This is a genomic window from Pollutimonas bauzanensis (genome assembly GCF_040393045.1).
GTDB lineage: Bacteria > Pseudomonadota > Gammaproteobacteria > Burkholderiales > Burkholderiaceae_B > Pollutimonas > Pollutimonas bauzanensis_A.
On the sequence record NZ_JBEBUX010000004.1, the window covers coordinates 1 to 23,355 of the forward strand.

Below are 23,355 nucleotides of genomic sequence, written 5' to 3' on the forward strand. Positions count from 1 at the left end.
CCTATCCCCGAGTCGGTGCAAAGGAAGAACGCGGAGAGCCTGGCTTGCGTGTGATTATTCCGCAACGGCAACGGCCCGATTATTGACGGCGTTTTCGGAAGCGGATCGCAGCCGAGCAATGACGTCATCCGTGTCTAGGACATCACCGAAGAAAAGCATCCAGTTAATCAACGAATTGTTATGCTCATCGGGCGTGACAGCCGACAAAGCATCGTCCACCATCACGGTGGCGTAGTCCATCATCATGGCATCGCGTGCGGTCGATTCGCAACAGACATTGGTTACCGTTCCGCCTATCAGCACCGTGGTCACACCGCTTGCCTGCAAGGTGTCATGCAGAGATGATGATCCTGGCGCCAAGGCGCTGTAACAACGCTTGACGACGCGCTGATCAGTCGGGTCAATATCAAGTTGCGGGGGGAAGGCGTAGCCCTGATGGTTGGCGCTAAGTTCAAGCAGGCGCCGCGCGCTGCGCTCGGGCGTGAGCATATGGCGATGATGGTGCGACCAGAATGTGTCAGCGCCATCAGAACAGGTTTGCACCCAGATAACATGGCCGCCTGCCTGGCGCAAAGCCGAAGCCAGTTTGTTGACGGCGGGAAAGGTTGCGCGCGCGGGCGCGCATTCGCCCTGGAAACCAGGCTGTGTGTAGTAGTTTTGCAAGTCTATGATGACGAACGCAGTTTTGCCGGCATCGAATTCGGGATAGGGATGCAATTGCCCTTGTCGCGCCACAACGCGATCAACGACCCACTGAGGGAAATCCATGTTTCTGTTCCTTAAGAATACCGACGCGAGGTGGCTGCCTCTAGGCGAGCAACGACCAAATACATCAAGCCGGAGATCATGGCCAGAACAACGATGGCTGTCATGACGATATTGAGCTTGAAGATTTGACTGCCATTGATGATCAGAAAGCCCAGGCCTTCGCTTGAGGACTGGAACTCGCCTACGATTACCCCGACCAAGGCCAGGCCTATGTTCATCTTCAGGGCAGCCAGCAAGGTGGGAACGCTGCCGGGCAGTACAACCATGGTCAAGACTTGTGCCCGCGTTGCGCCCAGGGTGAGCGCCAGTTTGATTTTGTTGGGATCAATGCCGCGGAACCCTTCGTAGGCAACCATGATGGTAATGAACACGGAGATGGCTACGGCCATGCCATAAACAGAATATTCCGAGCCTAGCCAGATGTAGAAGATAGGCACGAAGGCAATTTTCGGCATAGCGTTGCTAATGACCAGGAACGGGTCAAGGACTTTGTACAAGAAATCCGACCACCATAATGCCGCGGCTAGCGCTATGCCGACCACCATACTGATGACAAAGCCAATAATGGTCGCCTTGAACGTAGCCCAGGTATGCCATAGCAGATCGCCATTTTGGAGCAGATCCAGAAAGGTCGGCCATACAGCGCTGGGGTAGCTAGTGAGCATGGGGTTGACGATATGTGTCTTGGCCATGAATTCCCATATGGCCAGGAATGCGACCAGTAGAAATACGCGGCTGGCCATGATCATGGTTTGCCTGCGGCTTTCGCGCTTCAGGTAGGCGGCATAGGCAGGGCTGGGTGTCTCGGGTGCTGTGCTTGGCCTGGCGGTTTTGTTTAATGTTGTGACTGTTGGATTGAGTGCCATGGTGTAGTTCCTGAGTTAGCCTTCGACGTGTACATCAAGCTCATCCCAGAGGGTACTGAAATAAGTGTTGAACTCGGGGAGGGACCGCGCTTCGAATGGGGTAGGGCGCCCATTCGCGTGGCTGGGAAACTGCATCAGGTGTTGTGACTTGATACGACCTGGTCGTCGTGACAACACGATAACCCTGTCTGTCATGGCAATGGCTTCGCCAATGTCATGGGTGACCAATACCACTGATTTTCCTTCGCTGCGCAGCACGTCGACCACCTCGTCGGCGATGGCCAGGCGAGTTTGCGAGTCCAGCGCCGAAAAGGGTTCATCGAGCAGGACGACATCGGGGTTGGTCGCCAGCGTTCTAGCCAGCGCTACGCGTTGGCGCATGCCGCCCGAGAGGGCGCGCGGGTAATGGTGTAGAAAATTACCCATGCCGCACTTTTCCAGCAGGTGGATGGCGCGTTCCCGGGCTTCTTTCATGTTTCTCTTCTGGATCTCGGCACCCAATAGGGCATTATCCAGAATGGTGCGCCATTCGTACAAATAGTCTTGCTGCAGCATATAGCCGATACGCTGCGAAGGTGCGGTGACTGGCTTGCCCCCCACCCTGACTACGCCGCCCGACGGTTCCAGGATGCCGGCGATGATGGATAGCAGGGTGCTTTTCCCACAGCCTGACTGGCCGATAATACTGACGAACTCGCCGGGTTCGATAGTCAGCGAGATACCAGCCAAAGCCTGAGTTTCCCCTTGTTTTGTGAAATAGCGCAGCGATACGTCGTCGATCTCGATACGGGCGGCGCCTGTTGTCGCGTGCGAGGCGCGAAAGGCTGGTTCCGTGGCGTTTTTCAGCATCATTATTTAGCCTCGTTTGCGAAAGTGGCATCGACGATCAGTTCATACTTTACGCGTTTGTCTTTTTCAAGAAGACCGCTGGCGATCAGCATATCCTGAAGCTTTTCCATGGCGGCTTCTTCTACGACTGGGGTTTTCTTCCACAGGTCGTATTGGCGATAACGATTGATGGTGGTAACCAGCTCCGCCTCGGAAATGCCGGGAAAATACGCGCTGATGTGTTCGGCTAACGTAGCAGGAGGCGCGTTTTGCACATAGGTTTGCGCCTTGAGTATGGCGTTGGTCCAGGCTTGCGCCACCTTGGGATTCTTCTTCAGGTACGCATCCGTTGCGGTAAATGATGTGAAATCGACTTGCCCTATTTCGCGGCCTATTGATGCAACTACCTGTCCCTGGCCGCTTTTCTCCAGGTTGCTGGCTTCGGGTTCAAGAAAGATGGCGTAGTCAGCCTGGCCCGACATCCAGGCGCCAGCCCGTGCCGCTGCGCCAATATTGCTGATCATCTTGACGTCGGCCTTGGGGTTCAGATTGTGTTTTCTTAGTGCATTTTCCAGGAAGACGTCTGGATTGGAGCCTGGCCGGAAGGACATGATGCTTTTGCCCTTGAGCATATTCCAGTCGAATTCCTTAATCGGCTCGCGCGACAGCAGAAGAAAGCCATCAGTGGCTGTAAGCCCTGCAAATACTTTGGGTTTGACCGGGGACTCGCTATTGGCGACATATACCGACGCTTCCGGGCCGATCAATACAATATCTGCACTGCCAGAAAGCAATGCGGCCATACCTTTGTCGGTGCCCTGGGAAGTTTTCAGATTGACGTCAAGACCTGCTTCCTTAAAGTATCCCTGATTCAGCGCAACATACATGGGCATGTAAAGCACCGAGCGAACCACTTCTTCATAACGCACCTTAGTAGGTGTTTCTACTGCGCTGGCAGTAGTTGCGGACAGTGCTGGCAGTAAGGCTATCAGTAATCGTAGGGATAGGCCGGGCATATTTTTCTCCTTGTTTGGTCTTACGTGGAAATACCGCAGGAAACCCTTTTTTGTATACAGTATTCTAAATTTGATTTGCATCAAAAATAGCATGAATACTGCCGGGCACAAACCGGGGGTTATCCCTAGACTATTTGCATAATGGAAGGCCTTGGACGGCAGAAAACCCCGCCGCTGTATGAGCCAGTCGGCGGAGCAAAATGAAGCGAGACGAGGGGTTTAAAGAGCCTTAGGCCTTGCCGGTTGTAGGGGTGGGGCGAGCTTCGGTATAAGCTTTGGCAGCATTGTGAACGTGCTGGGTAGCCAGCAACCCGGCAAGATCGGCGTTGCCGGCAATGACGGCATTAAGGATTTGCGCGTGTTCTTCCCAGTTTTGTTTTGCCCTGCGCATGTTACTGGGCGCAAACAATAGCGCGGTACGGTCTCGCAACGACCGCATAAGTTCGGTCAGAACGACATTGCCCGCAATAATGGCGAGCGTTTCATGAAATTGCGAGTTCAGGTAGCGGAACTTGTCTATGCTTTCCGTGTTAATGGCGTCCACGCCTTCGTCGAGTATGCCTTGCAAGCGTTCTATTGTTTTGTTGTCGCGCCGTTGCGCGGCCAGCTTGGCGTTCAGGCCTTCGAGCGCGGCGCGGACTTCGACCATGTCGTAAGCGATCTCGTCGGAAAGTATGGCTACTGAAGCGCCGCGCCGCGGTTCTATCGTAACCAGGCCTTCGGCGGCAAGCGCACGCAGCGCCTCGCGCACGGGAATGCGGGAGACGGCCATTTCAGTTGATAACTTGCCTTCCACCAAGCGGTCGCCAGGCCGGAATTCGCCGCTAAGTATGCGTTCGCGCAGTTTGTCGCGAATGACTGCAAACAAGGGGGAATGTTGATTCCCGATTTTTTGCGCAGCGATATCGCTTGGAGCAATGCCAGGTTCAACGGTAGTGGAAGACGGTTTCATTATGCCGAGCGCAAAGTTGAACGTAGGGGCCTCCATTATAAATGATCCTTATATCCGTTATTCACCGCCCTGAGGCACTAGACTACATGGTTTTTACGATCAGGCCCACTGCGCTGAGCGCGCAGAACACGAGCAGCACCTGCCGTATGCGGGCCGGGCTGATTCGTTGCCTGATGCGTCCTGAGAGCGAAAAGCCAAGAAGCATGAATGGCACTAATGTGACACTAAGCAGGAACTCATGCCACCCGTAGTAGCCGGTCAAAGATAGTACGAGCAGGGAAAACATTGATCCGCAACACAGCACTACCCCTATCGTAGCGCGCAAGCTGGGTGGCGAGCTGTGTTGCAAGGCGATGGCCAGTGGAGGAGCACCAACCGAAGTGAGCGTGCCCATAATACCTGAGACCACGCCGGCAACGCTTACATTGGTGCGTGTGCTGGCAATCCGCAGACCAGCTGCGCTTAGAATGACCGCCATTAAGATAAGGGCGGCGAACAGCATGTTCAATGGTTTCTGGGCCAGATGCGCCATGGCGAACACGGCTATGACGGTTCCTATGGCGCGCCCAGCAAGAGCGGACCCCACCGAAGGCCAAGCAATAGCGCGATGTTCGCGCAACGCAGTCAGCAGCGTGATGAAGCCGCCTAGCGTAAGCAGCGGGCCAGGCACCAAGTCCGGGCAGAATATGGCTGCAATCGGCGCAGCGAACATAGTGAAGCCTACGCCTCCCACCCCTTGCATGAACGCGGACCCACCAATAAGCAACGCCATCAGGCCGTACAGCATGGGGTTGGAAAAAGGAAGCAGATCAAATATGGGCATGGGCTGAAGTCAATGGCGGGTACAGGTGCTTATGTAAGCTGACAGACGCTCTCGGTAACTAAGGGAAAACCATCTTGCTGGATAATAGCTTGTCGGAAGATAATATACAGTATACAGTTTTCACTTGTATCGACAATGTCAATTATCCTGCACCGCCAAAGAGAGGCCCAATGCCGTCAGATGCCGTCTTGAATATATCCCACTGGATATACTTGTTAAGCGTAGTTGTCATTATTGCGACCATGATCCTGCGCGCTAATGTGGTGGTGCCATCAGTTATTGGCACTTTTTTAGTGGTTACTGCTATCACGGGCAGTCCCATCAGCGGGTTTATCGGTATTTTCTCGGCCAGTTTTGTTGCCGCGAAAGAATTGTTCAATATATTTTTGGTTATTACCTTCATGACGGCGCTATTGAATTCGCTGAAGGTGATTCAGGCCGATGTGCGGATGGTCGAACCCTTTCGCAAAGTCATGACGGGCGGGCCTATCTCCTTTATCGTGATAGCGTTGTCGACCTATACGATTTCATTATTCTTCTGGCCCACGCCAGCCGTGCCGCTGGTTTCCGCGATATTGCTGCCGGCAGCCATTGCCGCTGGTCTTCCTCCGTTAACGGGGGCGATGGTAATCGCGATTGCCGGTCAGGGCATGGCTCTGTCTTCCGACTATGTTATCGGCGTTGCGCCAGGTATCAGTGCCAAGGCGGCGGGGGCGGCGGTTAGCGTTGCCGCTGTGGCGGATCGTGCTATGGTGCTTTCTCTAATCACGGGCTTCGTTGCGCTGGGCATCACCTATATGGTCATGCGAAAGGGGTTCAAGAAGCCTGATTCGGCCTTGCTGGATGCATGGCAAGCCAGGGCTGCTGACTCCTCATTGGAGGCCATCGAGCATTCCGGCAGTTTCGATAAAGCGGAAATGGTGCGTGGCCTGGGATACGGCGACGATGCCGACGAAGCCGCAGCCATCGCTGCTGCGGATAAGGCGTTGCGTGAACAAAAGCGTATTAAATGGTCGAAATTATTCGCCGTTGTTACGCCTCTGGCTTTTCTGGGCGTCATTTTCATTATGGTGCTGCCAGGCCTGTTTCCTAGCCTGCCTGCCTTGCGGGGCGGAGACGCGGCTGGCCTAGTCGGTGGCGTGGCCTTTGTGTTGATGATGCTCGCTACGCTTGCGGCAGAGGGGCCGCGCAAAATGCTGGATGCCTGTCCCGAGCACATGACCGATGGTTTTGTTTTTGCATTTCGCGCTATGGGATCGGTACTGCCGATCGCCGGCTTCTTCTTCCTTGGCGCCAACGAGGCAACAGCACAAATTTTAGGCGTACCGCTGGCCGAGGCGCCTGGCTTGTTGTTCGAGCTGATCGTTGCTGGACAGCACCTTATTCCCGATAACCATTTCATGGTGGCTTTTGGCGTGCTCTTGGTAGGCATGATTTCTGGCATTGATGGGTCTGGCTTTTCGGGCTTGCCTTTAACCGGAACCTTGTCTGGCGCTTTGGGCCCGGTCGTGGGCATGGACGCGGCAACGTTGGCCGCCGTAGGCCAGATGGGTGCGATATGGACGGGCGGCGGCACGTTGATCGCTTGGTCGTCCCTGATCGCCGTGGCTGGTTTTGCTCGTGTCCACATCCTGGATCTGGTGCGAGCGCTGATGATGCCCGTGCTGGTAGCGCTTTTCGTCTCCACGATATGCGCGGTGCTGATATTCGGTTGATGCTGCCCGATACGGCGCATAAGGAAAAGCGGTCAAGCCCATGGTGGAATTAAATAAAAGTGCGGTCGGCAGCAAAAGTATGGTCGCCACGGGGAATCCGTTGGCGGCGCAGGCGGCGCAAATGATATTGAATAAGGGCGGCAGTGCGGTCGACGCCGCCATTGCGGCTGATGCTGTATTGGGTGTCGTGGAGCCAATGGCAACCAGCATAGGCGGCGACCTTCTCGCGATGGTGGTGCAGCCCGACGGCAATGTTCACAGCTATAACGGAACCGGTAGGTCACCGGCTGCGTTAACGCCTGACTTGGTTGAGGGCTTTACGAACGGCAGGATTCCCGAGCGTCACCCATTGTCTGTGACAACGCCTGGCGTGGTGCGGGGTTGGCATGACTTGCATGTTCGCTACGGCCGTATGGATTGGGCCCGGTTGTTTGATTCGGCTATAGCACTTGCGCAGGATGGGTTCGCTGTAGCGCCGGTAGCGGCCAGGGAGTGGGCGCTTTTCGATGGCGTCTTAAAGCAGGACCCGAACTGCGCTGCACTATATAAAGCGGGAAACAGCCCAGCGTCCGGAGAGCGTTTTCTTAACCCCGCACTCGCCTCGGTGCTGCGTGGTATTGCCCACGAAGGCTATAAAGGTTTTTACGGCGGCGCCGTGGCTGGTGCCGCGGCCAAAGCCGTGCAAGCTATGGGGGGAGTGCTGGATGTGACTGATTTTGAAAAGCACAGCGGCAACTATTGTGAGCCAGTCTCGACAGTATTTTGCAATACCCGGGTGTACCAATGTCCGCCGAACACACATGGCGTTGCGGTCTTGCACGCGCTGGATGAGTTGGGTGAGCTAAGCCCGGACCCTAATGAACCTGCGGGTTTTTTTAAGATGGTCGAAGCAACCGAGAGCGCCATGCGCTATGCCAGCAAAACAGTATCCGACCCAGCAGGAAATACTGTCTGCACCGTCGTTGTCGATGCAGACGGTCTGGCCATTACGCTCATGTCCAGTATTTTTAAACGGTTTGGGTCGGGCATTGCCGTGCCGGGGGCCGGCTTTGTATTGCAGAACCGGGGTTTCGGATTTTCGTCGCCCGGGCATATCAATGGCGTTGCTCCAGGGAAAAGGCCTTATCACACCGTTGTGCCCGGTACATCCACTCGGGATGGCAAGTTTTACTTAAGCATGGGAGTAGTGGGCGGGCTGATGCAGCCGCAGGGCCAGATACAGATTCTTAGCCGAGTGCTGGCCTGGGGCCAGACCTTGCAGTCCGCAATAGATGCGCCGCGATGGCGCCTTGAAGCTGGCAATACCTTGGCAATCGAAAAGGGTATGCCAATCGCTATTGAAACTTTTCTAAGAGAGGCTGGCTACAAGCTACCCGCTACAACCGCAGGCGAGCTGGGCGGACGCAGCGATTTTGGCGGTGCGCATGCAGTGCTGCGCGACAAGGATGGCCTCTTGCACGGTGCTGCCGATCCTCGGAAAGACGGTGTTTCCTTAGGTGGCTGAACGCTGAAAAGGGTTTTCCCTAGTATTATGACCATTCAAACGGTATACAATATGCAGTATAAGAACTTGATAGAACTCCATACCGCCAGACGCGGTGTCATGCACGCAAGCGTGCTCTTCAATAAGGACAGATCATGGCTGAATTAATGAACCGAGACGAATTTCGCACGGCACTGGAAACTGCCATTAAAGGGAAAAGCGCCAATGCATCACCCTTTAGCATTGCCTGGGCCAGCGGTAAGCTCAGTCGCGAACACCTGGCGCGCTGGGCGGAAAACCATTATCACTACGTAGGGCCATTTGCTGATTACCTGGCCTACGTTTACGCACGGACTCCCGATCAATACACGGAAGCCAAAGATTTTCTTCTTGCCAATATGTACGAAGAAGAAATCGGTGGCGATCGCCATACCGATCTGCTGGTTCGCTTTGCCGAAGCCTGCGGCACCACGCGCGAACGGGTTGTCAATCCGGACAACATGTCGCCCACGACGCGCGCCTTGCAATCATGGTGTTATGCCGTTGCCATGCGTGAAGATCCCATCGTCGCTGTGGCCGGGCTTGTAGTTGGGCTAGAGTCCCAGGTGCCTTCGATTTATCGCAAACAGACCCCGACTTTGCGCGACAAGTACGGTTTTAACGATGAAGAGGTCGAATTCTTCGATTTGCACATCGTTTCCGACGAGATCCACGGCGAGCGCGGCTATCAAATCGTTCTAGAGCACGCCAACACTGTCGACCTGCAGCAGCGTTGCTTGAAGATATGCCGGATCGGCGCCGAAATGCGCTTGTTGTACACAACCGCGCTATACACCGACTACGTGCAGCAGGAAATCGCACTGGAAGAGCTTGAGCTTGCTGCTTGATTCCAGGACTTACCGGCAAGATGGCCGCTTTTGCGATCATCTTGCTGGCACGTTGTTGCCCGTATTGAAGGAAGCCTGACAGTGCAAGACTTAACAAACCACGTGTTTCAGAACTACATTGATGGCAAGTGGATTGCCAGTATTACTGGAAAAACCTACCAGAACGCCAGCCCGGCCGATACGCGCGATATCGTCGGAAACTTTCAAGACTCCAATGCTGATGACGCCGCCTTGGCAGTGAAAGCGGCCGAGGACGCCTTCCAGGGTTGGAAAAACACACCGGTATCCAAGCGGGCCAAGATATTATTGGCTGCCGCTGACTACTTGCAGGCGCATGCGGATCAAATCGCAGAAGAGCTGACCCGCGAAGAAGGCAAGGCATTGAGCCTTAGCCGCGATGAAGTCCTGCGTTCAGCGCAAACCATACGCTTCTACGCGGTAGAAGGGCAGACATTTACCGGCGAGACCTTTCCGCAAGACGATCCCGACATGGTTGTATACACCCAGCGTGAACCGCTGGGCGTGGTGACGGTGATTTCACCGTGGAATTTCCCTATTTCCATCCCGTCCCGAAAAATAGCGCCGGCCTTAATCATGGGTAATACCGTGGTTTTCAAGCCGTCCACCGATGCGCCGCTCAGCGGATATCGTCTGGCTGAGGCCTTTGTCGAAGCCGGTATCCCGCCGGGTGTATTGAACTTCATTACCGGTCGTGCATCGGCCGTAGGCAAGACCATTACCGAATCATCCGCGATTCGAGCAGTATCGTTTACCGGATCGACCGCGGCTGGGGAATTCATACATCGCTCCGTCAGCATGACTACCCGGACTCAAATGGAGTTGGGCGGCAAGAACCCGCTGATTGTCCTGGCCGATGCTGATCTGGACAAGGCGGTCGACCTGGCCATCAAGGGTGGCTTTTCGCTGAGCGGCCAGGCCTGCACCGGCACCAGCCGCATATTGGTCGAATCGCCAGTCAAACAGGCTTTCACAGACAAACTCGTTGCCAAAGTTCAGGCATTGAAGGTCGGTAATGGCTTGAAGCCAGGCTTCGATCTTGGCCCGTTGGCGACATCCGCTCAGCTTGATAATGTCTTGTCCTATATAGCAGTGGGCAAGGCTGAAGCCAAGCACTTAATTGGCGGAGACCGCTTGACGGGCGAAGAGTTCGATCACGGTTATTACGTCAGTCCGGCAGTTTTCACTGACGTCACACAAGACATGCGTATTGCCCGGGAAGAGATTTTCGGGCCGGTCATTGCCATTATCGAAGTGGCTGATTATGAAGATGCCATTGCAAAAGCCAATGACACTGAATATGGCCTTTCGGCGGCGATTGCCACGAACAATGCGGTATATGCCCATCGCTTTGCCAATGATATCCAGTCCGGCACGGTAAAGATCAACCGGACGACGACAGGGAACTTGATCAATGCACCGTTTGGCGGCCTGAAGCGCTCCAGTACTTCAACGTTCAGGGAGTCCGGGCGCGTGGGACTAGAGTTTTATACACAGACCAAGACCGTTTACAGAGCGGGCTAAGACTGATCAGCGGTGCGCTGTAGCCCGCGTTTTTTGAATTCAAGATGAGGTTGGCAATGAAAAATATTGTACGTTTGGAAGTAGAGGAAGCGCGTTTGATGGTGGACGCGGCCGTTGCCAAATCCAAGGAAATCGGCGTGCTAGAAACGATATGTGTTGTGGATGAAGGCGGTTTTCCCATCATTCTGGAACGTATGAACGGCGCACGTATCACCGGGCCGCAAATCGCCTGGAATAAAGCATTTACCGCTGCGGGACACAAACGTTCGACCCATTTGTTCACCACCCCCCCTAATGGGCCGGCTTTGCCTGGGAACGAGGCCTTTGGTATTCAGCTCAGCTTTGAAGGCCGATTTGCCGCTTTTGTGGGGGGGTTCCCGATTGTGGTCAACGACGAGGTCATAGGCGGCATAGGCCTGAGCGGCGGCAATGGCGAGCAGGACACCAAGGCAGGCCTGGCCGGGCTGCAGGCTTTGGCCGATGCGCTGGCGGACAAGGGTATGAAAGTATTGGTCCAGGCCGATATCAAGAAGTAAGTTTTTTCTTTGCATACCAGCGCGCGATTTTGCTGGTATGCAGCAGGAGCGAAAATCATGTCATATCACGTTTGTATTGCGGAAACCGATGATGCCTTCGAAGTGGGCGATGATGAGTCCATTCTCGAGGCGGCCATACGCGCCAACGTCAATATGGCGCATGAATGCCAGTTTGGGGGATGCGGCACTTGTCGTATAAAGCTGCTGGAGGGGTCAGTTCGCTATGACGAGTTCCCCATGGCGCTTACCGAGGAAGAGCATGCGGAAGGCTACGCACTGGCATGCCAGGCTCGCCCAAACACTGATGTTGTAATCAGCGCGGCAGCCAAAGGCATGGAGTTTGCCCCTGCTGTTGTTGTCGATGCCAAGGTGAAAAGCATCGTACCGCTGACGGCCGATATTGCCCATCTGACGCTGCAATTATCCGAGCAGACGCCCCTGGACTACAGGCCCGGCCAGTATATGAATATTTTGCTTCAGGACGGGAGCACGCGCAGCTTTTCCATGGCGTCGGCAAGTTTGCCGGACAATATGCTGGACTTCCATATACGTCGTATCGAAGGCGGTTACTTTACCGGCGAATTACTGGCTGCGATGCAGCCGCAGATGCCGTTGAGTCTGGAGATCCCGCTGGGAACGTTCTGCTATCACGAGGATGATTGGCGACCGTTAGTTATGGTGGCAACTGGCACAGGCCTTGCACCTATCAAAGCCATCCTTGAGTCGTTGCTGGATAACGACGATTGTCCACCGGTGTCCCTTTACTGGGGCATGCGTACCGAAGCCGATCTGTATTTGTGCCAGGAAATCGAATCTTGGCGTGAAAGGCTGTACGAATTCAATTTTGTGCCCGTGCTGTCACGTGCGGATGCCGCTTGGGAAGGGCGCCGGGGCCATGTACAGCATGCTGTAGTCGAAGACTTTGATGACTTATCCGAGCATGCAGTTTATTTGTGCGGTTCGCCAGACATGATTACAGAGGCGAAATCCCTTTTTTCGGGGCGCGGTGCAAGCCTGGACTATATGTATTCCGACAGCTTCACGTTTCAGAAGCCAGTGGCTTTAGTCGCTTAATACGCTGTATACCTAACTTTTTTGATCAGACTGCGTGGCACGCCGAATCATGGCGTTCCGCGTTTTGGTCGTTTTTGCCGGCTGCGGCCTTTTTCCCGAATAGCCCTTTGAACGAGAACGGAAACAGTGGGATGCTGCGCCGCAATGCTGCACGACCTTTGAAATGGACAAGCAACTGTTGGCCAACTGGGGTGTTGCTGTAGTAATTTAATTCGTTTTCCATGGTTTATACCTATTGCGTAATGGTTTAAGTATACCATTTTAGGTTGCGATGCGCCAATATGGGCTGTTTTTGCCCTGTTTAGTAGATTGAATACACAGGCTGCCATTGTGCTGCCGCACTACTTTTAATGCCTTGATATAAATCATATTTGTTTATCAGCGAGGTGCTCCCGAGCGTTGCCATGGCAGCAGCATGCATGCTGCTTTAGCGCTGGCACCCTGATCGCTGCTCTGTGGGTGCTTTCCCTTAGAGATTTCAATCTATAAACGGTATACAATATTCTAAATTGGGTCTGCGATAGATTGTTGACGAGATTCTCGTCATTTATCGCTTGGCATCGCTAGGGTACGCAAGCCTTTGCGCTCTTGTTTTTAGAATTTTGCGGTGAGCTTACAAAATGCCTACAGTTGTTTTCCACAAAGCCGGCCAGACATATACCGAAGTTGTTAAAGACAACACTAATCTGGTTGTGCGTGCCGGCATCAAACAGTTTCCCTATCCCAACCTGAAATATCAGTGCGGCATGGGTAAATGTGCCACATGCGCTTGCCGGATTATTTCCGGTGCGGAGCACCTGCCGCCCGTCAACTGGAAAGAAAAGAAGCAGTTGGGCGAGCGCGTCGAACAGGGATACAGGCTGGTGTGCCAGCTGTGGTTAACCCATGACATTGAATTGACACAAGATGTCGCGCCGGTGCTTGCACCCGCCGCCAATTAACGAGGCTTGTTTATGTATGTAATTCTAGTAAGCAAGCCAGGCAAATATCATAGCGAAGTCGGGCCCGAGGCGAAAGTTATCGAGTCGTACGAGTACCGCTTCTACGGAAAAATCAAAGCCGTCTACCAGCTAGCCCAGTTGGATAACGAAACTCGGGTCCGCATTACAGAGGACGATCCACCCTACATCGTCAACAACGTACCTTCCAAATTCCTGGAAAAATTCGACACGATTGAGCAGGCGCGAGCCGAACTAGAACATCTGGCGGCATACGGCGGCCAAGATGCGGCGCTGGTGCGCTGCGATAACGAACGCGCTACAGGAATAATTAACCATGGTTGAAATTACCTTTATCAACAACGGTGGCCTGGTCGCTGCTGCTCCCGAAAACAGTAACCTACTGCGCGTGTCGATCAAGGAAAAAGGCGGTATCCCTTTCAAATGCGGAGGCGGCCTCTGCGGAACTTGCAAGTGTCATATCGATGAGGGCATTGAAAACACGGACAAGATCAAGCCCAAAGAGCGTAAGCACCTGAAGCCCGAAGATTTTGAAAACGGCTATCGCATGGCCTGCCAGACGTTTGTGACGGGAAACATCAAAGTTTCGTGGTAATTCAGTAAGGAAGCTCCTTTATGTTGCATATCTCTGATGAGATGGTGAATGCAGTCGTGACCGCGCCCGACGCGCAGGAAGTGCTGCTCGCGGCTTTCCTCGGCTATGCCGATGGCCGTGCCTCGATGCAGAAACGTATTCGAACCGAGGCGGATGGCGTGAAGCTTTCTACGCTGGGCGCGGTTATCCCTGGCCAGGAGGTCGCAGGGGCTAAAGTCTACACAACGATAAATGGTCAGTTCTCTTTCGTGATCTTGTTGTTCTCTGCGAAAGATGGGCGTCCCTTGGCAACGTTCGATGCCGCCGCTTTGACACGCATACGAACCGCCGCATGTACAGTGTTGCTTGCAAAGAAACTGGCGCGTCGTTCGGCAACAACTATGGGGTTGTTTGGAGCGGGCGTCCAGGGGTTCGAGCATGCCATTCAACTGACACGTGAATTCGGGCTGAAGCAGATTCTGGTTTGCGATCCGTATGCGCCCGCCGATATTGCCAGTCGACTGGCTGAGGCATCGGGAGCGGATGTCCGAATAGCCGCGGCAGACGACACTGCGGCCAATTCCGATATTCTGGTTACGGCTTCGCGCTCTACAACACCGCTTTTTTCCGGCGAGCTATTGCGTCCAGGTACGTTTGTTGCGGCCATCGGGTCAAGCTTGCCGACCACGCGCGAGCTGGATGACGACGCCATTGCGAAGGCGAAAGCCATTGTTATCGAATGGCGTCAACAGTCGCTAGAAGAAGCGGGCGATTTAATCCTTGCCGATCCCGTAGCGTTGGCGGACGAGAAAGTGATCGAGGTTGCACACGTGTTGGCCGGAACCAGCCTAGGCCGGGAATCGGAAGATGATATTTTCATCTACAAATCGGTAGGGGTCGGCCTGGAAGATATCGCGTTGGCTGGCCACGCGTACCGCCAGGTAGCCAAGCTTCAGGGCTTGGCATTGCCATGACGGCAGGCAGGATTACTTCAACAAGCGCCACTGACCGTCTTTGACGGTAATCATTTCTCGGCCGCGGTCGTCGAAGCCGCTATGGTCTTCCGGGGTCATGTTGTAGACGCCTTGCGTGCCTACCAATTCGTGCGTTTTTTCTAGGGCATCGCGCAGGGCGCTACGGAATTCAGGTGTGCCTGGCTTGGCTGACTTGGCCGCTACGGGGATGGCTTGTTCAAGCAGCAGGCCAGCATCAAACACATTAGCCCCGAAGGTAGCCGGCGCGCTGCCATGCAGTTCCGTGTAGCGGGTGATGTAGTCTTGCGCGATGGCCTTGGAAGGATTGCTGTCGGCGATTTCCGGCAGCACCAGCATCAGCCCTGCCGCCAGAATCGTGCCTTCGACATCCTTGCCGCCCAGCTTAAGGAAGGCAGGCAAGGCCGCGCCATGGGTTTGGTAGAACTGGCCTTTGTAGCCTTGTTTGGCCAGTGTGGCTTGCGGCAGCACGGCAGCGGTACCTGTGCCGGCGATCAATACGGCGTCGGGCTTGGCGGCGAGAACTTTCAGCGCCTGGCCAGTTACCGAGCTATCGGAACGTACGTAGCGTTCAACCGCGACGAGCTTGATATTGTTTTGCGCAGCCAGGTCGCTAAAAACCTTAAGCCAGTTTTCCCCGTAGGCATCGTTAAAGCCGATGAAACCCGCGGTTTTCACGCCTGCGCCAACCATATGCTGGACCAAGGCCTTGGCAATAAGATCGTCATTCTGCGTGGTTTTGAAAACCCATTTTTTTTCGGGTGTCATGGGCAGAATGACGGAGGCAGTGCCGACGGGCGACAGCATCGGTGTGCCGGATTCGGCAATAAACTGGATAACCGCCATGGCATTGGGTGAGCCGGTAGGCCCGATGATGGCGTCGACTTTTTCTTCAGTAATCAGCTTCTTGAAAATGGTGACTGACTGGGTGGGGTCGCTGGTGTCGTCCAGCGATATGTAGTCTACCGTCATATCGCCTATTTTCTTCGGCAACAAAGGAACGGTATTCTTTTGCGGGATGCCGACCATGGCGGTGGGGCCGCTTGCCGAGGTCACCACACCGATCTTGACTTGAGCCAATACGGGAGCAGCGCCAAGCGCAGCAAGCAGCGTCGTGGTTATTGCAAGCGTTTTGATCAACATGGACAAGATTCTCCGAGAATGAAAAAAGGGGTGTAGGGCAGGCTGATGCAGGCGCCTTTGCCGCTCAAGCATAGTAGTGTAAACGGGCTGGCTGTTTGGGGGGTGCGCGATCTGCTGGATTTGCAAAAAATAGGTAAAAACAGGCTGAAATCATGAACTTTTTGCTGAAATCAGCCTCTTATTGATGTAAATGCACTTCGTCACGCTCAGGCATTAGCACTCCTGGCGTCGGAGTGCTAATATAAGCAAACACCATTTTTACGAGGGCTGTTTATCCGATGACTCCTAGTTCGCAATCCCTGGCTTTAACCAATGGTCAATTGGCTATGGCTATTTCCAATCCTGGTGCATTAGGCACGATCGAGGCCTACATCAGTGCTGTCAATCGTTTGCCCATGCTCACGCACGAGCAGGAACTGGCATTGGGTAAACGGCTGCGCGATGAATCGGACCTGGACGCTGCCCGCCAGCTTATTACCTCGCATTTGCGTTTGGTCGTTTCGATTGCCCGCCAATATCTCGGTTATGGGTTGGCTCATGCCGATCTTATTCAGGAAGGCAATGTGGGGCTCATGAAAGCGGTCAAACGCTTCGACCCCGAACGCGGCGTACGGCTGGTGTCATTTGCCGTTCACTGGATCAAGGCTGAAATCCACGAATATATCGTGCGTAACTGGCGTATGGTCAAAGTTGCCACCACCAAAGCGCAGCGCAAGTTGTTCTTCAATTTGCGCCGTATGCGCCCCGATGGGCAAACGCTCGATCCAGAACAGGTCAACGAGATCGCGCGCGAACTTAACGTGCGCCCCGAAGATGTCAGTGAAATGGAAGTCCGCATGTCGGGCAGGGAAATGGCGCTTGAAGCCCCCGGCGACGACGACGAAAGCTACGCTCCCATTTCTTATCTCTCTGATGAAGGCCATCAAGAGCCATCCCGCATACTCGAGCGCCGCGCGCTGGATTCCCTGCAGGGGTCGGGCCTGACCGACGCCATTGAAAGCCTGGAACCGCGTTCACGCCGCATTGTGCAGGCACGCTGGCTGCAAGACGAAGGTGGCGCCACATTGCATGAACTCGCTGCCGAATTCGGCGTGTCGGCCGAACGCATTCGCCAGATCGAATCCGCTGCCTTCAAGAAGCTGCGAACGGTCTTGGCCAGCTAAGTCCAAGCCAGGTCACATTTTTTTACACCTTTTTAATGTAAAACCTGAACTTCTGGCTCGCAAGCGGCACTAACCATGTATAGATCGATGTGTTTGCCATGCGATGCGCGAGCCATTGAACTATCGTCCGCTTCGGCTTCTCCTCTTCCCCTCCCTTTTGAAGCGGATGTTTATGGGACACCTCCAGGTGTCCCGTTTTTTTTGTCTTCCCGATTTGCAAAAAAAATCCGTTGGCGCCAAAAAGCCGATCAAAAAGCGATATCCTTGCAGAGCACAAAGGTGAAGCAAGGGAAGTCAGCACTATGCAAATTGGACACATCGTATTTGGCTTGGCCGGTCTCCTGGCCCTGGTGTCTTTCATGCCGGCAATCGCCGGCCGCTTGCGTCTGCCCTATTCGGTGTTGCTCGCCATTGTCGGCTTCGTCCTTGGTCTGATCATTCACGTCCATAGCTGGGCGCCGATGGTCATGTCCGACTTCCTGGATTCGCTGCAGAATTTCGAGGTTTCCTCGGAAACCTTCCTGTTTGTCTTTCTTCCGGTGCTGCTTTTCGAAACATCGCTCGCATTGAACGTACGCCGCCTGATGGAGGATATCGGGCCGATACTGATGATGGCGATTGTGGCCGTAGTGGTTTGCACGGTGGCCGTGGGGTTTTCTATCAGTGCGGTATCCGGCTATGGGCTGGTGGTTTGCCTGATGTTGGGGGCCATTGTTGCCACGACGGACCCTATCGCAGTGGTGGGTATTTTTCGTGAAGTGGGCGCGCCCAAGCGCCTGACCACGCTCGTCGAAGGTGAATCGCTCTTCAATGACGCGGCCTCGATTGCCTTGTATTCGGTATTGCTGACTGTCTTGTATGGCGGCGGTGTGCTTTCCGTAGGGCAGGTGTTCTACAGCTTTCTGCTCAGTTTCGTGGGCGGCGGTATTGTGGGATTTCTAATGGGCCGTATGGCCACCGGCGTCTTTATCTGGCTGCGGGGGTGGCCCACCGCTGAAATTACCCTGACCGTAGCACTGGCGTATCTCACCTTTTATATTTCCGAGCACTATCTTGGCGTCTCCGGCGTCGTGGCGACCGTCATTGCCGGATTGGTGGTGGGGTCGACGGGGCGCACCCGGATGTCGCCCGCGACTTTCGAACAGTTGTCGGCTTCCTGGGCGCAGTTCGGGTTCTGGGCTAACTCGCTGATTTTCGTGTTTGCCGCCATGTTGATTCCGCGCATGATGGCAGAAATTACCTGGATGCAGGTCTTGCTGATCCTGCTGGTGTTCGCGGTAACGCTGTTGGCGCGGGCGTTGATGGTGTTTGGCGTGCTGCCTATATTGGGCTTGACGCGTTTTGGCACCAAGGTAAGCCGCAGCTATCGCGTAGTGATGTGGTGGGGCGGATTGCGTGGCGCTGTGTCGCTGGCGCTGGCACTGGCGGTAACGGAACAACACAATGTGCCTTACGAGGCGCGCCAATTCATTGCCGTGGCGACCACCGGCTTTGTCCTGATGACTTTATTTATTAACGGCATTAGTCTGCGGCCGCTGATACGTCGCTTGGGCCTGAACGAGCTTTCACCGTTTGACAGGACGTTGCGCAACCAGGCCTTGGTGGTCGCGCTGGAAGAACTCCGCGGCAAGACCGACGAAATTGCCAAGAACGAGCATATCGGGGATGACGTTAGGGCGCGCGTACACGCGGTATTTGATGCCACACAGGCCAGTGTCGATGGCGGGGAGGTCAATCAGTTATCGCAGGGTCAGAAGGTGTCCATGGGCCTGGCCATGGTGGCAGCACGCGAAGAGGAAATGTTTTTCGATACGCTCAAGGCACAATTGGTCGACTGGCGCACCGCTGAATCGCTACTGGCGCGAGCCGAGCACATGAGCGATGCCGTGCGCTCGGGCGGGCTGGATGGCTTCGAGTCTGCCATTGCCGCCGATTTGCGCTATTCGAAGACGTTTCGCCTGTCTTTGCGGTTGCATTATTTGTTCGGTTTCCAGGGCTGGCTGGGACGCGAGCTGGCCAAGCGGTTTACGAATTTGATGAGCAAGCGCTCGGTTGCCCAGCATCTGATTCATTTTGCCGAAAAGGAAATACAGCCGTTGCTGGGGCCCGAGGCAACGGCCACGATCATACAGGCCCATAGGCGTCGCCTGGTGCTTATGGAGAGCGCTTTGCAGGCCATGAGCCTGCAGTATCCGCTGTTCGCGCATTGGCTGCAGGAATCCTATCTGGCGCGCATGGCGAGGGCCCTGGAGCGCCAGCGCTATCGCGACATGCTTTCGCAGTTCTTGATCACCGGTGAAATGTATTCGGATCTGATTAAGCAGATAGAACTTCGCTGGAGCCATATCGAAAAGCGTCCGGCGCTGGATATTGCCATCAGCGCCAGCGACCTGATTCAGCGGGTGCCAATGTTCCAAGGGGCTTCGCCAGCGGCGCTCAAAGCAATCAGCAAAGTCCTCAAGCCCCGCCTGGCTGTTCCCGACCAGGAAATCCAGATGCAAATAGGGCGTAGCCGCGTCATGTATTTTGTGGCGTCCGGCGCGGTCACCATACATTTACCGGATGGCACCACTGTTGAACTGGGCACCGGTGAAATTTTCGGGGAAATGGCGCTGGTTGCGGGCACCGAGTTCGAGGCCAAAGTGACCTCGTTGGGCTATAGCCGCCTGCTGATGCTGATGGAAGGGGATTTCGAAGCCCTGCGCACAGGCGACCCTATATTGCGGGAAAAAATCGATGCGGTGGTCAAGCAGCGCCTGCGGGCGCTGGAGGTATGGCAGGAATTCCAGTCTGGCGAGCGCCAGCACGAACCCCTGCCGGATCTAAGCCCAAAAACCACCTAAAGCCGGATATAGGCGGCTATAGCAACAGCTTGATATCTTTGGCGATGTCCTGGGCGCTGGCGTTACCGCTGATTAGCACCCGTGCTTCGCCTTGCTGATCCAGAAGGTAAAACGACGAGGCGTGATCCATGCCGTATTGGTCGGCGGAGCCGCCCGGTGACTTGGCATAGTAGGCCTTGAACGATTTGGCAGTTTTGCTGAGCTGTTCGGGTGTGCCGGTAAGGCCTACGAAGCTTGGGTTGAACGCGGAGACATACGCCGACAGGATTTCAGGCGTATCGCGCGCGGGGTCTACGCTTATCATCAGAACCTGTACTTTCGAGGCGTCGTCGCCCAGCAATTCCATGGTTTGGGACAGTTCCGCCATGGCAGTAGGACACACATCGGGGCACTGCGTAAAGCCGAAGAATACCAATACGACTTTACCCTTGTAATCGTCCAGGTGGCGCACCTGGCTATTTCCGTCGATCATTTCCAGATCACGGCCTAACTTAGTGCCGCTGATGTCAGAACCTTGGAAAATAACCTCTTCTTTGCCGCATGCGGCCAGTAAAGCAGATAGCGTAACCGCGGCCGAGGCGGTCAGTAGAATACGGCGCTTACTTGAAAAACCAGACATGCAACACCCAGTGAGAAATCAGATTAGCGCAACCCAGTGGTCAACAAGTAATGCGCCAAATAGCAACGCTAAATATAAAATGGAAAAACGGAACAGCTTGCGTGATAGTTCGTCGGAATAGGCCTTATACAAGCGCCATGCATACCAGATGAACATCCCGCTTAGTATAACGGCAGCGACCAAATAGACCACGCCGCTCATGCGTACGACATAAGGCAGCAGCGTGGCGGCGAACAATACGAAGCTGTACAGCAGGATATGCAGGCGGGTGAACTGCTTGCCATGGGTGACGGGCAGCATAGGCAGGCCGGACTTGGCATAGTCGGCGTTGCGGTACAAGGCCAGGGCCCAGAAATGCGGCGGCGTCCAGATGAAGATGATCAGCACCAGTATCCAGGCCTCGGCCGGGACCGAGTTGGCAATGGTCGCCCAACCCAGGGCTGGGGGCATGGCGCCCGAAAGCCCGCCAATGACAATATTTTGCGGTGTGAGCGGCTTCAGAATAATGGTGTAGATAACTGCATAGCCGACAAAGGTAGCGAAGGTCAGCCACATGGTCAATGGATTGACCAGCGTATAGAGCACCAGCATTCCCAGGCCGCCCAGCAGGCCCGACAGCAGGATGACTTGTTGGTTGCTGATGGTGCCTCGGGCTGTTCCCCGGCGGGCAGTGCGCAGCATGCGGGCATCGATTTCCTGCTCGATAAGACAGTTTACGGCAAAGGCGGCGGCCGCCAGCAGCCAGATGCCCACCGTGCCAGCCACTACTTTGCCCAAGTCGGGCAGGCCGGGGCTGGCCAGGAACATGCCAATAACAGCGCAAAACACGGCAAGTTGCGTAACCCGTGGCTTGGTCAGAACAAGGTATTGCCGGAAAATGGGTTGTGTCGGGGCGGGAACGGTAGTCATGCCGGTATTTTAGACCTATAGTCGCGCGATAAGCGCACCAGTAGAGTGACGCTGGCCAGAACCAGGCCAGCGGCGCCGCCGTTATGCAAAACGGCGATTAATAATGGCCATTGGAAGAAGATGGTGGTCAGACCCGTAATTAGCTGGGCCGCAAGCAAACCCAGCACCAGGTTGGCAGGGCCGCGCAACCCGGATTCGGCCCGCATTTTCCAGGCGAGTATACCCAGGTAGGCAAACACCAGGAAGGCAAAGTTGCGATGTACCCAATGTATGGAGGTCAGGGCCGATTGGGAAATCAATTCACCGGAAGGCAACATGCCCAGACCGCGAATTAACGAGTACCCGTTTTTTAAATCCATCGGCGGTATCCACTCGCCATGGCACATGGGAAAGTCCATGCAGGCCAGGGCGGCGTAATTGGTGCTGACCCATCCGCCCAGGGCGATCTGCACAAATAATAAGACAAGTCCGGCAGCCATCCATGGCCGCCATCGTCCTGCTTGAGCGCTGAGCTGCGCGTGGGTTTTCTCGCGCGCGGCGAGCCAGGTCATCAATGCCAGCAGTATCATGCCGCCCAGCAAATGGCTGGTTACCACGATAGGCATCAACTGGTGGGTAACGGTCCATGCCCCGAAGGCGCCTTGTATGCACACTGCGATCAGCGTGACGACAGCCAGGCGCGGCGTGTTGCCCAATTGGCGGCGATAACGCCACGCCATATAGACGATGCCGATAATCATCATGCCCAGTATCGAGCCCACGTAGCGGTGGATCATTTCGATCCACGCCTTGGAAAAGCTGACGGCGCCGTAAGGCATGGCTTGCAGCGCTTGTTCAATGTGGCCGCTGGCGCCTAGTGGTGTGATTTTGCCGTAACAGCCAGGCCAGTCAGGACAGCCCAGGCCGGAATCCGTCAGGCGCACAAAAGCGCCGAACATGATCAAGTCCAGCGTTAAAAACCACGTCAGGAATACGAGCTTTCGATACCGTGCAGTAATACGTTCAAGCATGTTGGACTAACCGATGCGCGAGTTGCGAATTAATTTGCTGAGGTCATTGCGTACCGAAATGGGGTCGGCATCGGCGGGAAATTCCAGCATCAGGTTGCCCAGGGGATCGATGATCCACATAGGCCCTTTCAGGGCGGCGTCACGCTCGGCTGGGCTGGCGTTGGGGGCCAGGTAGGCAGCCAACTTTGCAGGGTCGGCGCGCAACATATTGGTGCCGACATACGCTTCCTTGATTTGGTCCGACACCGGTGCGTCGTCGGTAATGAACCAGATCCGCGCCAGGCGCTCTACATTCTTGCCTTGGCTGGCGTGCGAATTACGCAGTACAAACAGCTTTTTTACGCAGGACTCGGGGCAGGCGCTTTCGTCGGCGCTGACCAATAGCCATTTTCCATCAAGACTGCTCAGGTCGAAGGGCTTGCCGTCCAGGGTGGTCAGCGGCAGCGTCGCCGCGTCAGGTATAGGCCGTTGCGGGCTGATCAGTGTGCCGTAGTTGGTGGCTTCCTGTGGCCGCAGTCCCAGCGCCGGCACGTAATAGGCCAGCAAGGCAAAAATCACGGGGGCCAGGCAGATGGCCACGATCAGGTAAAGGGGGGTTCTTGATCGGACTGGGGGACGTGGGTTCGGTGTAACGGGAGTAGGGCTGACCACAA

The 23,355-nt window shown here is 55.1% G+C and carries 24 protein-coding genes; 12 read left to right on the forward strand and 12 right to left on the reverse strand.

The genetic code is table 11. The features are described from left to right. Positions 1-54 precede the first annotated feature (54 nt). The 6 genes from ABWO67_RS01075 to ABWO67_RS01100 all read right to left on the reverse strand — a co-directional run bounded on the left by ABWO67_RS01075 (position 55) and on the right by ABWO67_RS01100 (position 5,253). Positions 55-768: an isochorismatase family protein gene (locus ABWO67_RS01075; protein WP_353146416.1), complete on the reverse strand. Its 714-nt coding sequence runs from the start codon at positions 766-768 to the stop codon at positions 55-57. Between the two features lie 11 nt (positions 769-779). Continuing rightward, on the reverse strand, positions 780-1,634 hold the full coding sequence (locus ABWO67_RS01080; protein WP_353146418.1) for an ABC transporter permease: 855 nt from the start codon (positions 1,632-1,634) through the stop codon (positions 780-782). Between the two features lie 15 nt (positions 1,635-1,649). Next, positions 1,650-2,483: an ABC transporter ATP-binding protein gene (locus ABWO67_RS01085; RefSeq protein ID WP_353146535.1), complete on the reverse strand. Its 834-nt coding sequence runs from the start codon at positions 2,481-2,483 to the stop codon at positions 1,650-1,652. Positions 2,484-2,485: 2 nt separating this feature from the next. Next, positions 2,486-3,478 (reverse strand): ABC transporter substrate-binding protein, encoded by a 993-nt coding sequence (locus tag ABWO67_RS01090; RefSeq protein WP_353146420.1) that lies wholly within the window; start codon positions 3,476-3,478, stop codon positions 2,486-2,488. A gap of 229 nt (positions 3,479-3,707) precedes the next feature. Continuing rightward, a complete protein-coding gene (locus tag ABWO67_RS01095; RefSeq protein WP_353146422.1) occupies positions 3,708-4,430 on the reverse strand; it encodes a GntR family transcriptional regulator in 723 nt (240 codons plus the stop codon). Between the two features lie 82 nt (positions 4,431-4,512). Next, positions 4,513-5,253: a sulfite exporter TauE/SafE family protein gene (locus ABWO67_RS01100; RefSeq protein WP_353146424.1), complete on the reverse strand. Its 741-nt coding sequence runs from the start codon at positions 5,251-5,253 to the stop codon at positions 4,513-4,515. A gap of 170 nt (positions 5,254-5,423) precedes the next feature. On the opposite strand from ABWO67_RS01100, the gene ABWO67_RS01105 reads away from it, so the two are divergent. From ABWO67_RS01105 to ABWO67_RS01130, 6 genes are all read left to right on the forward strand, one after another. Further along, positions 5,424-6,968 carry a hypothetical protein gene (locus ABWO67_RS01105; protein ID WP_353146426.1) on the forward strand — a complete coding sequence of 515 codons (1,545 nt, stop codon included), beginning with the start codon at positions 5,424-5,426 and terminating at the stop codon, positions 6,966-6,968. A gap of 40 nt (positions 6,969-7,008) precedes the next feature. Continuing rightward, positions 7,009-8,472 carry a gamma-glutamyltransferase family protein gene (locus ABWO67_RS01110; RefSeq protein WP_353146428.1) on the forward strand — a complete coding sequence of 488 codons (1,464 nt, stop codon included), beginning with the start codon at positions 7,009-7,011 and terminating at the stop codon, positions 8,470-8,472. Between the two features lie 134 nt (positions 8,473-8,606). Then, positions 8,607-9,338 (forward strand): iron-containing redox enzyme family protein, encoded by a 732-nt coding sequence (locus ABWO67_RS01115; RefSeq protein WP_353146430.1) that lies wholly within the window; start codon positions 8,607-8,609, stop codon positions 9,336-9,338. Between the two features lie 81 nt (positions 9,339-9,419). After that, positions 9,420-10,880 carry an aldehyde dehydrogenase family protein gene (locus ABWO67_RS01120; protein ID WP_353146432.1) on the forward strand — a complete coding sequence of 487 codons (1,461 nt, stop codon included), beginning with the start codon at positions 9,420-9,422 and terminating at the stop codon, positions 10,878-10,880. Positions 10,881-10,936: 56 nt separating this feature from the next. Further along, entirely contained in the window at positions 10,937-11,416 is a 480-nt protein-coding gene (locus ABWO67_RS01125; RefSeq protein WP_353146434.1) for a GlcG/HbpS family heme-binding protein, read from the forward strand. Between the two features lie 57 nt (positions 11,417-11,473). Then, positions 11,474-12,490 (forward strand): 2Fe-2S iron-sulfur cluster-binding protein, encoded by a 1,017-nt coding sequence (locus ABWO67_RS01130; RefSeq protein ID WP_353146435.1) that lies wholly within the window; start codon positions 11,474-11,476, stop codon positions 12,488-12,490. A gap of 25 nt (positions 12,491-12,515) precedes the next feature. On the opposite strand, the gene ABWO67_RS01135 is transcribed toward ABWO67_RS01130, so the two are convergent. Further along, positions 12,516-12,713: a hypothetical protein gene (locus ABWO67_RS01135; protein WP_353146436.1), complete on the reverse strand. Its 198-nt coding sequence runs from the start codon at positions 12,711-12,713 to the stop codon at positions 12,516-12,518. A 397-nt stretch (positions 12,714-13,110) separates the two neighbouring features. Between ABWO67_RS01135 and ABWO67_RS01140 the strand changes: the two genes are divergently transcribed. The 4 genes from ABWO67_RS01140 to ABWO67_RS01155 are packed head-to-tail and all read left to right on the forward strand — an operon-like array spanning position 13,111 to position 14,997. After that, a complete protein-coding gene (locus ABWO67_RS01140; protein WP_353146438.1) occupies positions 13,111-13,431 on the forward strand; it encodes a 2Fe-2S iron-sulfur cluster-binding protein in 321 nt (106 codons plus the stop codon). 12 nt (positions 13,432-13,443) lie between these two features. After that, positions 13,444-13,773: a ferredoxin gene (locus ABWO67_RS01145; protein WP_353146440.1), complete on the forward strand. Its 330-nt coding sequence runs from the start codon at positions 13,444-13,446 to the stop codon at positions 13,771-13,773. Beyond that, the gene (locus ABWO67_RS01150; RefSeq protein WP_353146441.1) at positions 13,766-14,044 is read left to right on the forward strand and encodes a 2Fe-2S iron-sulfur cluster-binding protein; all 279 of its coding nucleotides are present in this window, start codon (positions 13,766-13,768) and stop codon (positions 14,042-14,044) included. The genes ABWO67_RS01145 and ABWO67_RS01150 overlap by 8 nt, the downstream gene beginning before the upstream one ends. Positions 14,045-14,064: 20 nt before the next feature. Beyond that, on the forward strand, positions 14,065-14,997 hold the full coding sequence (locus ABWO67_RS01155; RefSeq protein ID WP_353146443.1) for an ornithine cyclodeaminase family protein: 933 nt from the start codon (positions 14,065-14,067) through the stop codon (positions 14,995-14,997). 12 nt (positions 14,998-15,009) lie between these two features. On the opposite strand, the gene ABWO67_RS01160 is transcribed toward ABWO67_RS01155, so the two are convergent. Then, positions 15,010-16,158, reverse strand: coding sequence for an ABC transporter substrate-binding protein (locus ABWO67_RS01160; RefSeq protein ID WP_353146445.1), 1,149 nt, complete (start codon positions 16,156-16,158; stop codon positions 15,010-15,012). Positions 16,159-16,436: 278 nt separating this feature from the next. Between ABWO67_RS01160 and rpoH the strand changes: the two genes are divergently transcribed. Further along, complete coding sequence (rpoH, locus tag ABWO67_RS01165) at positions 16,437-17,321, forward strand: RNA polymerase sigma factor RpoH (RefSeq protein ID WP_353146447.1); 885 nt, start codon at positions 16,437-16,439, stop codon at positions 17,319-17,321. 302 nt (positions 17,322-17,623) lie between these two features. After that, complete coding sequence (locus ABWO67_RS01170; RefSeq protein ID WP_353146449.1) at positions 17,624-20,164, forward strand: cation:proton antiporter; 2,541 nt, start codon at positions 17,624-17,626, stop codon at positions 20,162-20,164. Between the two features lie 16 nt (positions 20,165-20,180). On the opposite strand, the gene ABWO67_RS01175 is transcribed toward ABWO67_RS01170, so the two are convergent. Genes ABWO67_RS01175 through ABWO67_RS01190 form a run of 4 tightly spaced genes read right to left on the reverse strand, consistent with a single transcriptional unit; the run spans position 20,181 to position 23,353 of the window. After that, entirely contained in the window at positions 20,181-20,783 is a 603-nt protein-coding gene (locus ABWO67_RS01175; RefSeq protein ID WP_353146451.1) for an SCO family protein, read from the reverse strand. 18 nt (positions 20,784-20,801) lie between these two features. Continuing rightward, the gene (gene cyoE, locus ABWO67_RS01180) at positions 20,802-21,692 is read right to left on the reverse strand and encodes a heme o synthase (protein WP_353146453.1); all 891 of its coding nucleotides are present in this window, start codon (positions 21,690-21,692) and stop codon (positions 20,802-20,804) included. Next, positions 21,689-22,702 (reverse strand): COX15/CtaA family protein, encoded by a 1,014-nt coding sequence (locus ABWO67_RS01185; protein WP_353146455.1) that lies wholly within the window; start codon positions 22,700-22,702, stop codon positions 21,689-21,691. Before ABWO67_RS01185 ends, cyoE begins: the two co-directional genes overlap by 4 nt. A gap of 6 nt (positions 22,703-22,708) precedes the next feature. Continuing rightward, positions 22,709-23,353 (reverse strand): SCO family protein, encoded by a 645-nt coding sequence (locus tag ABWO67_RS01190; protein WP_502929942.1) that lies wholly within the window; start codon positions 23,351-23,353, stop codon positions 22,709-22,711. Between the last annotated feature and the right edge of the window lie 2 nt (positions 23,354-23,355).